Source organism: Haemophilus parainfluenzae, from assembly GCF_003252725.1.
GTDB classification, from domain to species: Bacteria; Pseudomonadota; Gammaproteobacteria; order Enterobacterales; family Pasteurellaceae; genus Haemophilus_D; species Haemophilus_D parainfluenzae_L.
Genome location: NZ_QEPO01000002.1, coordinates 131,026 through 144,801, shown reverse-complemented (window position 1 = coordinate 144,801; position 13,776 = coordinate 131,026). Strand labels below are relative to the sequence as shown.

Below are 13,776 nucleotides of genomic sequence, written 5' to 3'. Positions count from 1 at the left end.
AACTTTCTTAATCAGCTTTAGCTTTCAACTTTTCGCCATAGATCCTTACTGTAAATGACGCCCAATGGATTTTTCTTAGCTCCCATAATAGTTGGAGAAAGATAAACTGGCGTGGTGTATTGGAAAAGCGGTAAAGCAAGGTTTTCTTGTTGGATCTTCTCACTTAATTTTAAGTAAATTTCTGACCGCTCTTTTTCATTTAAGCTTTTCAATGCTTGCTCAAAAAGTTGATCGTATTCTGCATTAGCATAGCCATTTTTGTTATCCGGACTTTTAGAATAGAACAAACCCAAGAATGCCATCGGATGATTAAAGTCTGCACACCAACCAGAACGAATGACTTGGAAATCACCTTTTTGACGTTTAGTCTGTAATGTTTGCCAACTGACTGGTTGTGCATCCACACGCAACATATCTGATTGTGTTAATTGCCCTACTAAACGTTGCGCAATATTTACATGCAATGGCGTCTCATCATAAAGCACATTTAAGTGTAGCGGATGTCTTTCATCAATTTTATTTTGAGCCAATAACTGCTCTGCAACAACGGGCTCCCATCTTGAATCTTGTCCATTTAACATGGCTTTCGGTAAAAAATACGAACTCGGAATTGCCGCTGGAATCTCATTATTCACGATATTAGTGACAGAGACCAATGACGCTATCGCTTTACGTATATCGGCCTTAGCAACTTTAGGATCTTTCAGATTAAATTCATAAAAATAACCGCAAAGCTGTGGAAAATGCTGAAGATCTGAATGCACTTCTGGCACATCAACCACCACATCAAATTCAGCCAATTTAGGTTCCACAAAAGGCAAATAGGCTACGCGTTCAAAAGCCACATTATTTTTTTGCCAATAATAGGGGTTTTTAGTTAAGTGTATGCTTTTCACGCTTTCGCTTTCGATCATATAAGCCCCGTTTGTCACTGGGGAATCAGGATCGCGATATTGAGGCACAAGGCTGATATGCGACAACATTTCCGGTAAATACGGTGTTGGTTTATCAAGCTCAATACGTAAAGTGCGGTCATTTTCCGCATAAATTCCTAAGCTCCTAAAAGGTTTATTTTTCTCTAAAACGCCTTTCGCATTTTTTAGGTTGAGATAAGCCAAATAAGATCTTAATGAACTATTTGATTGGGACAGTGCTTGCCAAGAAAGCATGACATCTTGGGCAACTAAGGGATCACCATTTGACCAACGAAGCCCTTCACGCAAGGTAAAGATCCAGGTTTTGTTATCTTTTGTTTGCCAACTTTCTGCAATACCTGGCACGATTCGCCCTTCCGAATCATAGGCGGTTAAGCCTTCATATAGATCACGCAATAAGTTTTCCTGTTCGGGATAACGCACAAACCAAGGCTCAAAAGAAGGGGGATGAGTAAACGCCCGAGTCAGTAAAGTCCTACTCGGTTTTGATATATTTTCTTGTTCGATAGACTGGCTTTGTGTTGGTTGCTCTTCTGCTGCCGTGTTTGTAGATTTAGGACTGTTTAATTTATCACAACCACTCAATCCAAAAACAACACCAAAAATGACCGCACTTTTAAGCCAAGTAAAGAAAGAATTATCCATTTTCAACGTCTTCTGTTTTAATCCAAAAGAAAAAGAACCAATATTTTACCGCAATTAAAATGGCAATAATCGTTCGCCCCACTACACTTGGGGTAAAGTAAAAGCCAATTAAAAGCATCGTAGTTGAAAAGGTTAGAATAGAAATTTTTGCTTTTTTTGTTAATGCACGACGTTCATTAAAGGATTTTAGGTGCTTTTGATAAAGCTTCGTCCCTAAAAACCATTGTTCTAAACGAGAAGAACCTTTCGCAAAAGAATAAAGTGTAAGCAGTAAAAAAGGTGTTGTCGGAAGAATAGGTAAAAAAATACCAATAACACCTAATATTAAAGAAATGCATCCAAGAGCAACATACATGGCCTTGGTTAAAGAAGTTTTGGGGAAAAACTTAAGTGAAACAACACCTACAACGATCGCAAGAGCAATGATGCCAGAAAAAATGATAATAGAAAAAAAGGAAGTGCCGTCCATCATAAATCCTAAATAAAAGTGATACGCAATTATCACTGATTTTTTAGATTTTTCAACCTTGATATTATAGAATTTGCCGCAATTTATTAAAGAAACTATTAGCAAAAGGAATATTTATGTCTAATCCATTACTTCATATTGAAGGCTTACCTCCGTTTTCTCAAATCAAACCGGAGCATATTCAACCAGCAATCCAAAAACTCATCGAAGAAAATCGTCAAGCCATTGAACAAGTTTTAAAACAACCGCACTTTACTTGGGAAAACTTTATTGAACCCCTTTCTGAAGCTGGCGAACACTTAAGCCGAGCTTGGTCACCAATCTCCCATTTAAATTCAGTGAAAAACAGTCCTGAATTACGTGATGCGTACCAAGCCTGCTTACCACTACTCTCTGAATACAGTACTTGGGTAGGCCAACACGAAGGGTTATACAATGCCTACTTAGCCTTAAAAAATAGCCCTGAGTTTGCGACTTATTCCGTCGCGCAAAAGAAAGCCATTGAAAATGCATTACGTGATTTTGAGCTTTCAGGTATCGGTTTATCCGAAGAAAAACAAAAACGTTATGGTGAGATTGTTGCTCGCTTATCAGAATTAAGCGCACAATTTAGCAATAATGTACTCGATGCCACCATGGGCTGGGAAAAAGTCATTGAAGATGAAAGTGAATTAGCGGGTCTTCCTGAATCTGCATTACTTGCAGCAAAACAATCTGCTGAAAACAAAGGCTTAAAAGGCTATCGCTTTACGCTAGAAATCCCAAGTTATTTGCCTATCATGACCTATTGTGAAAATGCGGCATTACGCGAAGAAATGTATCGTGCTTATGCGACTCGCGCTTCTGATCAAGGTCCAAACGCAGGCAAATGGGATAACACAGCGATCATTGAAGAAATCATGACGTTACGCGTAGAACTAGCCAAACTATTAGGTTTCAATACCTATACTGAACGCTCACTTGCGACCAAAATGGCAGAAAATCCACAACAAGTGTTAGATTTCTTAAATAATCTTGCGGATCGTTCAAAAGCACAAGGCGAGAAAGAATTAGCTGAACTTAAAGCTTATTGTGAAAAAGAATTTGGCGTAACGGAACTTGCCCCTTGGGATATCAGTTTCTATTCGGAAAAACAAAAACAACATTTATATGCGATCAATGATGAAGAACTTCGTCCTTATTTCCCAGAAGATCGCGTTATTTCGGGATTATTTGAATTAATTAAACGTATTTTTAATATTCGTGCAGTTGAACGTTTTGGCGTCGATACGTGGCATAAAGATGTGCGTTTCTTTGATTTAATTGATGAAACTGATGAAGTACGTGGTAGTTTCTATCTCGATCTTTATGCGCGTGAAAATAAACGTGGTGGCGCATGGATGGATGATTGTATCGGCAGAAAACGCAATGCCGACGGTTCAATTCAAAAACCTGTTGCCTATTTAACTTGTAACTTCAATGCGCCTATTGGTGATAAACCTGCGCTATTCACCCATGATGAAGTCACGACTCTCTTCCACGAGTTTGGTCATGGTATTCATCACATGCTCACCAAAGTTGATGTTCCAGATGTCGCGGGTATCAATGGTGTACCTTGGGATGCGGTAGAGCTTCCAAGTCAATTTATGGAAAACTGGTGTTGGGAAAAAGAAGCCCTTGATTTTATTTCTGGTCACTTTGAAACGCACGAACCATTGCCAGAAGAAAAATTAAATCAACTTCTCAAAGCGAAAAACTATCAAGCGGCAATGTTTGTGTTACGTCAGCTTGAATTTGGCTTGTTTGATTTTACCCTTCATCATACTTTTGAAGTGGGTAAAGCTAACCAAGTGCTTGATACCTTAAAAGCTGTGAAAGATAAAGTTGCCGTGATTAAAGGTGTTGAATGGGCAAGAGCGCCACATAGCTTTAGCCATATTTTTGCGGGCGGTTATGTGGCCGGTTATTACAGCTATTTATGGGCTGAAGTGCTATCTGCTGATGCCTTCTCTCGTTTTGAAGAAGAAGGGATTTTCAATCCAGTTACGGGTAAATCCTTCTTAGATGAAATTCTCACTCGCGGTGGCTCTGAAGAACCAATGGTATTATTCAAGCGCTTCCGTGGACGTGAACCTCAACTAGACGCATTGCTTCGTCATAAAGGCATTGCAAACTAATGAACTAAAAAAGAGCGGTCAAATTTTTGACCGTTTTTTATTTTTCTAATATGCAGAAAATAAAAAAGCCCTCGGTAATCCGAAGGCTTTTATTTTTACTATCGTAATAAAAATTAGCGACGTAAACCTAAACGAGCGATAGTGCTTTGGTATAAAGCAAGATCAGTACGTTTTAAGTAGTCTAAAAGTTTACGACGACGAGAAACCATACGTAATAAACCACGACGACCATGGTGGTCTTTTTTGTGCTCAGCGAAGTGAGCTTGTAAGTGGTTGATTTGTGCAGTTAATAATGCGATTTGAACTTCAGAAGAACCAGTATCTTTCGCATCGCGACCAAATTCAGCAACGATTGCTGCTTTTTTTTCAGTACTTAGAGACATTTTTTACTCCTAAAAGGTAGTGTTATTAATACATCATTCGCCGATCTCTAACTCAGCGATGACAAGGAGCCTGAATTTTAACGATTGAGCAGGATAAAGGCAAGCTTTATTCTACTCATTCCTTAATAAATTAATCTTTCAGCGCTTTGATTTTTTCAATTACGTTCGTAGTTGAGCAGCCATTTTCGAAATTCAATACACGAACATCGCCACCATTCGCCCACACTTCTTTGCTGCCTGCAATTTCTTCAGGTTTGTAATCGCCACCTTTTACTAATAAATCCGGTAAAATCTCACCGATTAAACGCTGTGGTGTATCTTCATCAAAAGAAACCACCCAATCCACTGATGCTAAACCAGCCAATACTGCCATACGTGCATTCAGATTGTTAATTGGACGACTTTCACCTTTTAAGCGTTTGACTGAATCATCCGTATTTACGGCAACAATTAAACGGTCACCAAGTTTGCGAGCATTTTCTAAGTAAGACACATGGCCAGGGTGAAGAATGTCAAAACAGCCGTTTGTCATCACAATTTTCTCACCGCGCGCTTTAGCATGAGCTACTGCAGTTTTTAATTGGCTTTCTGACATAATACCGAAGCCTGTTTCAGAACGGCCATGGATTGCATTCTCTAATTCCACAGTAGAAACGGTTGATGTACCCAATTTACCGACCACAATACCTGCCGCCACATTAGCTAAGTAGCAAGATTCTTCAAAAGAACGTCCATCTGCAAGTGCAGTTGCTAAGACACTGATTACGGTATCGCCCGCCCCCGTTACATCGAATACTTCTTTTGCAACAGTTGGTAGATGAAACGGTTCTTGATTTGGGCGAAGTAATGTCATGCCTTTTTCAGAGCGCGTCACTAAAAGTGCGGTCAATTCAATGTCTGAAATTAATTTTAAGCCTTTCTCAATGATTTCTTCTTCAGAATTACACTTACCGACCACCGCTTCAAACTCTGACATATTTGGTGTCAGTAAAGTAGCGCCTCGGTAACGCTCAAAATCCGTACCTTTTGGATCGATTAAGACTGGTACGTTTGCTTTACGTGCAATTTGGATCATTTTTTGCACATCTTTTAACGTACCTTTACCGTAATCAGAAAGCACTAACGCACCAAAGTTTTTCACTTCCGCTTCTAATTTCGCAAGCAACTCATTACATTCCACGTTTTGAAAATCTTCTTCAAAATCCAAACGTAGTAATTGTTGATGACGAGATAAAATACGCAATTTCGTAATGGTTGGATGAGTATTCAATGCCACAAAATTACAATCAATTTTTTGATGTTGTAATAAATTGGTTAAGGCTGCACCTGTTTCATCCTGACCAATTAAACCCAAAATTTGTACAGGTACATTAAGAGAAGCAATATTCATTGCCACATTTGCTGCACCACCTGCACGCTCTTCATTATCTTGTACACGAACCACAGGAACCGGGGCTTCCGGTGAAATACGATTAGTCGCACCAAACCAATAGCGGTCAAGCATGACATCGCCTAACACTAATACTTTCGCTTGATTAAAATTGGCAGAATATTGAGCCATTTTGAAATCTCTCTGTTGGAATAATAAAAATTTGGTGCAATTTTACCACAACTCAAATTTGCGATAAACTACACGCCGAACTAACCAGAAAAGAATTATGAAAAACGAAAAACTCCCTCAATTTCAACCGCACTTTCTTGCCCCTAAATACTGGGGCTTTTGGCTTGGTGTGGCGATTTGGCGAAGCCTTTTGTTACTTCCCTATCCAATTCTACGTCATATTGGCAATGGCTTAGGCTGGCTTTTCTCAAAACTAAAAGTGGGAAAACGTCGTGCAGCAATTGCGCGCCGAAATCTTGAGCTTTGCTTTCCTGAAATGCCTGAGCAAGAACGTGAAGCCATTTTGCAAGAAAACTTACGTGCCGTTGGGATGGCGATTATTGAAACCGGCATGGCGTGGTTTTGGTCTGATGCGCGCATTAAAAAATGGTCAAAAATTGAAGGCTTAAATTATTTAAAAGAAAATGCTCAAGACGGCATTATCTTTGTAGGTGTTCATTTCCTCACTCTTGAGTTAGGCGCGCGTATTGTGGGCTTAGATCATCCCGGCGTAGGCGTTTATCGTCCCAACGATAATCCAGCTTTTGATTGGTTGCAAACTCAAGGCCGCTTAAAATCTAACAAAGATTTACTTAATCGAAAAGATTTACGTGGAATGATTAAAGCTCTTCGCAGTGGCGAAACCATTTGGTATGCGCCTGATCATGATTACGGCAGAAAAAATGCGGTATTTGTGCCTTTCTTTGCTGTACAAGAAACGGCAACCACGACGGGCAGTTACTATCTACTTAAATCTGCGCCAAATTGCAAAGTCGTGCCTTTTGCCCCATTGCGTAATAAAGATGGTTCAGGCTATACAGTCAGTATTTCGCCACCAGTAGATTTTTCAGATCTTTCAAATGAAAAAGCGATTGCAGAGAGAATGAATAAAGTCGTAGAAAAGGAAATCTTAAAAGGTGTGGAACAATACATGTGGCTCCACCGCCGATTTAAAACCCGTCCAACGGAAGATGAGCCAAGTTTGTATTCATAAGTGCGGTTGATTTTTCATCTGTTTTTGAATGCTAAAACGACATATCGAAAAATAAGGAAAATTTTCCTTATTTTTTTCTTGATCTTTATATAATTGAATATATAATGAATCTCGTTTTAGATAGTAAACTTGTGTTATGACAAACACACTACTGGCTAGTGCATTCCCCCCCACTCCTTTTGCACTAGCCATTTTTTTTGAAATCTCTTACCATATCTCACCTTTTTCTTTTTTCTTAGAAATCATGAACAATCTAGAACTTGAACGTTTACTAAACGAAAAACTTAGCACTGATAGAATTAACGATTACGCGCCTAATGGTTTGCAAGTAGAAGGCAAAGCGGAGATCAAAAAGATCATCACGGGTGTCACAGCAAGCCAAGCACTAATTGATTATGCCGTTGCACAACAAGCTGATGCGGTACTTGTCCACCATGGCTATTTTTGGAAAAGTGAAAATCCATGTATTCGCGGCATGAAAGGCAAACGTATCAAAACCTTGCTTGTGAATGACATTAATTTATACGGCTACCACTTGCCTCTGGATGTTCATCCAGAATTAGGCAACAATGCAAAACTTGCTCAGTTATTAGGGATTGGCGATCTTCAACCTTTAGAAAATAGCGCAACCAGCATTCCTGTTTGGGGAACGTTAAAAGATCCTGTTACCGCTGAAGAGTTTGCACAACGTATTGAACAAGTGCTTCAACGCAAACCGTTAATTTGCACCGAAAATGGACCGCACTTAATCCGTAAAATTGGCATTTGTACCGGTGGCGGACAAGGCTATATTGATTTAGCTGCAGCACAAGGTTGTGATGCTTTTATTACCGGTGAGGTTTCGGAGCAAACAATTCACTCTGCTCGTGAGCAAGGTATTCATTTCTTTGCAGCTGGTCATCATGCGACTGAACGCTACGGTATCAAAGCATTAGGTGAATGGTTGTCAACGGAATATAGCTTAGATGTAGAATTTAAAGATATTGATAATCCAGCCTAACTGGTACAAAGTGTGATTAATTGCCGAAAGCACACAAAACAAGTATAATCTTGTCGATTTTTTAACTCAAACATAGGAAAAAATATGGGTTTCTTAACTGGTAAACGTATTTTAGTAGCAGGTCTTGCAAGCAACCGTTCTATTGCTTACGGGATCGCAAAGGCAATGAAAGAACAAGGTGCTGAACTTGCTTTCACTTATTTAAACGATAAATTACAACCGCGCGTAGAAGAATTTGCAAAAGAATTTGGTTCTGACATCGTCCTTCCTTTAGACGTAGCGACCGATGAAAGCATCCAAAACTGCTTTGCAGAATTAAGCAAACATTGGGAAAAATTTGATGGTTTCGTACACGCTATCGCATTCGCACCAGGCGACCAATTAGATGGTGATTACGTAAACGCAGCAACTCGTGAAGGCTACCGTATCGCTCACGACATCAGTGCATTCAGCTTCGTTGCTATGGCACAAGCGGCACGTCCTTACTTAAATCCAAATGCAGCGTTATTAACCCTTTCTTACTTAGGCGCAGAGCGCGCAATTCCTAACTACAACGTCATGTGTTTAGCGAAAGCGTCTCTTGAAGCAGCAACTCGCGTAATGGCAGCTGACTTAGGTAAAGAAGGTATTCGTGTGAATGCAATTTCTGCGGGTCCAATCCGTACCTTAGCAGCATCAGGCATTAAAAACTTCAAGAAAATGCTTTCTGCATTTGAGAAAACCGCAGCATTACGCCGCACTGTTACTATTGAAGATGTGGGCAACTCAGCAGCATTCTTATGCTCTGATTTAGCATCTGGTATTACAGGTGAAATCGTTCACGTAGATGCAGGTTTCAGCATCACTGCAATGGGCGAATTAGGCGAAGAATAATTTTTCGTACAATCTATTTTTTAGGCAGGCTTTTCAGTCTGCCTTTTCTCTTTTTTTAAATATAACTATGTTCCAAGATAATCCATTACTCGCACAACTTAAGCAACAAATCCACGATAGCAAAGAACACGTTGAGGGCGTGGTAAAAAGTACTGATAAAGCTTATGGTTTTTTAGAGTGCGATAAAAAAAGCTACTTTATTGCCCCACCAGCAATGAAAAAAGTCATGCACGGTGACAAAATCAAAGCCACCATTGAAAAACAAGGCGATAAAGAGCAAGCTGAACCTGAAGAATTAATTGAGCCAATGCTCACGCGCTTTATTGCCAAAGTGCGGTTCAATAAAGACAAAAAATTACAAGTTTTAGTTGATCATCCAAGTATCAACCAACCCATTGGCGCGCAACAAGCTAAATCCGTAAAAGAAGAATTACAAGAAGGCGACTGGGTCATAGCAAATTTAAAAACACACCCATTGCGTGATGATCGCTTTTTCTATGCCACCATTAATCAATTTATCTGCTGTGCTGATGATGAATTAGCCCCTTGGTGGGTGACATTGGCACGTCATGAGCAATCTCGTCATCCGGTACAAGGTGCAGAAAGTTATGAAATGTTAGATCAACAAACACGTGAAGATCTGACCGCACTTCATTTTGTCACCATTGACTCTGAAAGCACACAGGATATGGACGATGCTCTTTACATCGAACCTGTCGAGCAAAATGGTACACAAACCGGCTGGCGATTAGTCGTTGCTATTGCTGATCCTACGGCTTACATTGCATTAGATTCACAAATTGAAAAAGATGCGAAACAGCGTTGTTTTACCAATTATTTGCCTGGCTTTAATATCCCAATGTTGCCGCGTGAATTGTCTGATGAATTATGCTCATTAATGGCAAATGAAACTCGCCCTGCATTAGTATGTTACATCGAAACGGATCTTGCGGGTAACATCACAGCTAAACCGAATTTTGTGTCTGCTTATGTGCAATCTAAAGCGAAATTAGTCTATAACAAGATCTCAGATTATTTAGAGCAAGTGCCTGATGCATGGCAACCGGAAACACCAGAAATTGCACAGCAAATTGATTGGCTACATCAATTTACTCAAGCGCGTATTCAATGGCGTAAAACGCATTCTCTTTTATTTAAAGAGAAACCGGATTACTCCTTTATTCTCGCTGAAAATGGCAAAGTGAAAGAAATTAAAGCAGAATATCGTCGTATCGCCAATCAAATCGTGGAAGAATCCATGATTATTGCCAATATCTGTGCTGCACAATTCTTAGCTGAACAAGCACAAACCGGTATTTTTAATACACACTCAGGGTTTGATAAAAAATTCTTAGAAAACGCGCATAATTTCTTAATGGCAAATTTAGCTAATGAAGAAAATCAAGCCGAGCTTGCTGAGCGTTATTCGGTAGAAAATTTGGCAACCTTAAAGGGTTATTGCCAAATGCGTCATGATATTGAACCAATTGAAGGTGACTATTTAGAATTCCGTTTACGTCGTTATTTAACCTTTGCGGAATTTAAATCAGAACTTGCTCCACATTTTGGGCTTGGATTAGAAGGTTATGCAACTTGGACATCGCCTATCCGTAAATATTCCGATATGGTGAACCATCGTTTAATTAAAGCCGTGCTCACACAGCAAGCTTGTGAAAAACCACAAGATGAAGTACTTGCTCGCTTGCAAGAAGCGCGTCGTCAAAATCGCTTGGTTGAACGTGATATTGCAGATTGGTTATATTGTCGCTATCTTGCTGATAAAGTCGCTGAAAACGCTGAATTTGATGCAGAAGTGCAAGATGTAATGCGTGGTGGTTTACGTGTTCAATTATTGGAAAATGGCGCATCCATGTTCGTACCAGCTTCCACATTGCATCCAAATAAAGATGAAATGCAAGTGAATGCTGATGAATTGGCACTATATATTCAAGGGGAACGCCGTTACAAAATCGGTGATTTAGTGAAAGTGAAACTTACTGAAGTACGAGAAGAAACTCGTAGTATTATCGGTCAGTTAATCATTTAATAACCACTTCCCTTCTAACACTAGAAATACCGCTCGTTACACAATGGGCGGTATTTTTTCTAGCGCCGAAGTTGTGTAAATATTTTTTACGTTGATAGTATTATTTTGTGGATAGATTGAAGATAAGCAATATCGAGATGAGATATTGATATGATATCCCCGCCTTGAAGAGCGGGGATAAAATTAGCATTTAGGCTGAATTACATTTTAGGAATTTCAACACCAGATGAAAGCACGTCTTGAATATCTGATTTTAAAACATCTGCTTTTGGCCCATAAATCGCTTGGATACCAGAACCTTTCACGATAAAGCCCATTGCGCCCGCTTGTTTCCAGCTGGCTTCATCACCCACTAAATCTGGATTATGTACGGTGATACGTAAACGTGTCATACAAGCATCAACATCCGCGATATTATTACGTCCGCCAAGTAAGTTGATGATTTGAATAACTTGCGTGCTAGCATTCGCCACTTTTGGCTCATTGCTAGAAGCTTCATCTGAACCTTTCGCATCATAGTTACCATTACGGCCTGCTGTCGCAAGATTAAATTTCTTAATCATAAAGTTCGCGATAAAGAACATGGCCACTGCAAACAGGATCGATACCCAAATAAAGTTGATCACATCCATACCGATGCCGGCTTTAATCGCCATTGGTGTACGGGTTAAGAACTCAATGTTACCGAATGAATGCACACGCAAGTCCACGATATCTGCCATGGCGAAAGCACAACCTTGCACTAAAGCATAAACAATATAAAGTGGCAATGCGACAAACATAAACATGTATTCGATTGGCTCTGTTACACCGGTTAAGAACACAGCAAGTGCAGAAGAAAGGAAAATCCCTTTATAGAGTTTTTTCTTGTCTTCATCTACGTTGATATACATTGCGAGTGTCAAGCCCATTAAGATACCGGTTGAACCAATCATTTGTCCCACTTTGAAGCGAGCAGGTGTCACGGTTGAAAGAAGATCATTATATTGGGTTAAGTTACCCGCATCTTTAAGGTTAATTAAGTCCGTCACCCAGGCAAGCCACAGTGGGTCTTGGCCAAATACTTGTTTACCTTGTTGTGCACCGGTTAAGAACTCATAAGTACCGCCTAATGAAGTGTAGTTCATTGGGATAGTCAACATATGGTGTAAACCAAATGGAAGCAATAAACGTTCTAAGGTACCATAAATAAATGGTGCTAAAATTGGCGCTGAGTTTTGTGAGTTAGCAATCCATTGACCGAAATGATTAATTCCTGTTTGAACTAAAGGCCAGAATAACGATAGGAAGATTGCAACTAATACAGAACGATAAATAACAACGAAAGGAACAAAACGTTTACCATTAAAGAATGTTAATACTTCAGGTAATTTACGGAAATTGTAGTAACGATTGAAGGTTGTTGCTCCCACAAAACCAGCGATAATACCAACGAATACACCCATATTTAACGCAGGTTGCCCAAGCACATTCACAAAGTAATTTGCCACAGGAATTTCACCGGCCAATACTGTACTTACATGTGCATTTGGATCCGCTAGCATTTCAAGTTTCACACCGAAAAAATTACCAGTAATTAAGTTAATTAAAATGAAAGCCAGGCCTGCTGCAAATGCCCCACCCGCACGCTCATTTGCCCAGCTACCACCAATCGCTAAAGCAAATAATAAATGAAGGTTACCAATAATCCCCCAACCAATTTGGGCGATAATGTTTCCGACAAGCGCTAGCCATTCCGCATCGCTAATCAAAGGCAGTGAGTTACCAATACTCACCATTAAACCCGCGGCTGGCATCACGGCAATCACAACCATTAGGCACTTACCGAATTTTTGCCAAAATTCAAAACTGAGCATTTTTTTCATATTGATTCTCCTACAAGATGAGAGCTACTTCTACGCCAAAATGGTCGGAAACAATCGGTTTATTTTTGCCATTAAAAATAACCTGACTGGATAAAACCCTTTTTGCTTGGTTTAAAAAAATATAATCTAATCGCTTTTCTTGACTATGGCCTTTCCAACCGTCAATCGCTTTCTCTACAGTGATACCGCTATCCTTCTGCTCTGCCATTTCAAAAGTATCGAATAAGCCTAAGGATTTAATCTGCTGGTAAGCTTGCTGATCGCTTATTGCATCAGTATTGAAATCACCCATCAGGATTTTAAGATTCGCACTTTTGCTCCGATCCACAATATAGCGAATATTATCAAGTTGGTTTTCACCATCACAATTTGGCAAATTGATATGGCAAGAATAACATTCAATTAACTGGCCTTGATATTCTACTGTCAAGCCAATGATTTTACGCGAGAGAATCGAGTCAAGACGTTGATGTTGACTACAATAAAACGCATCTACATCATAAACAGGCAAACGCGTTAAAAATGCAATGCCTTCATCATATTTATCATAACCAATATGCGAATTGCTCCAAAAAAGCGAGTATTTCTGTGCAACGCGTTGATTGATTTTATTTAACAGAATGACACCATAGTTATCTTGCTTTAACGTTGGTGAAATAGCAGGAGACGACATCAATTGATTAACCTCTTGTAAGGCAATGATGTCATAACCCTTTTCCACAATAGTCTCAGCAAGAACCTCTATTTTTTCCGCTTGGTTAGCTTCTAACCAAGCGTGTACATTCAGGGTAAGTAGTTTCATTGCTTCC

11 protein-coding genes are annotated in these 13,776 nt (G+C 39.6%); 5 read left to right on the top strand and 6 right to left on the bottom strand.

The window, feature by feature from the left end; all coding sequences use genetic code 11:
- Positions 1–17: 17 nt before the first annotated feature.
- Together DPV85_RS03350 and DPV85_RS03345 are read right to left on the bottom strand one after the other, a co-directional pair.
- Entirely contained in the window at positions 18–1,580 is a 1,563-nt protein-coding gene (locus DPV85_RS03350) for a peptide ABC transporter substrate-binding protein (protein WP_111327053.1), read from the bottom strand.
- Positions 1,573–1,935 (bottom strand): YbaN family protein, encoded by a 363-nt coding sequence (locus DPV85_RS03345; RefSeq protein WP_243584646.1) that lies wholly within the window; start codon positions 1,933–1,935, stop codon positions 1,573–1,575. Before DPV85_RS03345 ends, DPV85_RS03350 begins: the two co-directional genes overlap by 8 nt.
- 230 nt (positions 1,936–2,165) lie before the next feature.
- Between DPV85_RS03345 and prlC the strand changes: the two genes are divergently transcribed.
- Positions 2,166–4,205: an oligopeptidase A gene (gene prlC / locus DPV85_RS03340; protein ID WP_111327051.1), complete on the top strand. Its 2,040-nt coding sequence runs from the start codon at positions 2,166–2,168 to the stop codon at positions 4,203–4,205.
- Between the two features lie 113 nt (positions 4,206–4,318).
- On the opposite strand, the gene rpsO is transcribed toward prlC, so the two are convergent.
- Complete coding sequence (rpsO, locus tag DPV85_RS03335; RefSeq protein ID WP_005628925.1) at positions 4,319–4,588, bottom strand: 30S ribosomal protein S15; 270 nt, start codon at positions 4,586–4,588, stop codon at positions 4,319–4,321.
- Between the two features lie 130 nt (positions 4,589–4,718).
- Positions 4,719–6,149, bottom strand: coding sequence for a bifunctional D-glycero-beta-D-manno-heptose-7-phosphate kinase/D-glycero-beta-D-manno-heptose 1-phosphate adenylyltransferase HldE (gene hldE / locus DPV85_RS03330; RefSeq protein WP_111327050.1), 1,431 nt, complete (start codon positions 6,147–6,149; stop codon positions 4,719–4,721).
- A 97-nt stretch (positions 6,150–6,246) separates the two neighbouring features.
- Here hldE and DPV85_RS03325 point away from each other — a divergent pair, with 97 nt between their 5' ends.
- The 4 genes from DPV85_RS03325 to rnb all read left to right on the top strand — a co-directional run bounded on the left by DPV85_RS03325 (position 6,247) and on the right by rnb (position 11,102).
- Positions 6,247–7,182 (top strand): Kdo(2)-lipid IV(A) acyltransferase, encoded by a 936-nt coding sequence (locus DPV85_RS03325; RefSeq protein ID WP_111327049.1) that lies wholly within the window; start codon positions 6,247–6,249, stop codon positions 7,180–7,182.
- A 244-nt stretch (positions 7,183–7,426) separates the two neighbouring features.
- A complete protein-coding gene (locus DPV85_RS03315) occupies positions 7,427–8,182 on the top strand; it encodes a Nif3-like dinuclear metal center hexameric protein (RefSeq protein ID WP_111327047.1) in 756 nt (251 codons plus the stop codon).
- 84 nt (positions 8,183–8,266) lie between these two features.
- Positions 8,267–9,055, top strand: coding sequence for an enoyl-ACP reductase FabI (locus tag DPV85_RS03310; RefSeq protein ID WP_111327046.1), 789 nt, complete (start codon positions 8,267–8,269; stop codon positions 9,053–9,055).
- Positions 9,056–9,122: 67 nt separating this feature from the next.
- Complete coding sequence (rnb, locus tag DPV85_RS03305) at positions 9,123–11,102, top strand: exoribonuclease II (RefSeq protein WP_111327045.1); 1,980 nt, start codon at positions 9,123–9,125, stop codon at positions 11,100–11,102.
- Between the two features lie 200 nt (positions 11,103–11,302).
- Here the strand turns inward: rnb and DPV85_RS03300 are convergent, their stop codons facing one another.
- Both DPV85_RS03300 and DPV85_RS03295 read right to left on the bottom strand, forming a co-directional pair.
- Positions 11,303–12,967 (bottom strand): PTS transporter subunit IIBC, encoded by a 1,665-nt coding sequence (locus DPV85_RS03300; RefSeq protein ID WP_111327044.1) that lies wholly within the window; start codon positions 12,965–12,967, stop codon positions 11,303–11,305.
- 10 nt (positions 12,968–12,977) lie between these two features.
- Positions 12,978–13,769 carry an endonuclease/exonuclease/phosphatase family protein gene (locus tag DPV85_RS03295; protein ID WP_111327043.1) on the bottom strand — a complete coding sequence of 264 codons (792 nt, stop codon included), beginning with the start codon at positions 13,767–13,769 and terminating at the stop codon, positions 12,978–12,980.
- Positions 13,770–13,776: the final 7 nt, after the last annotated feature.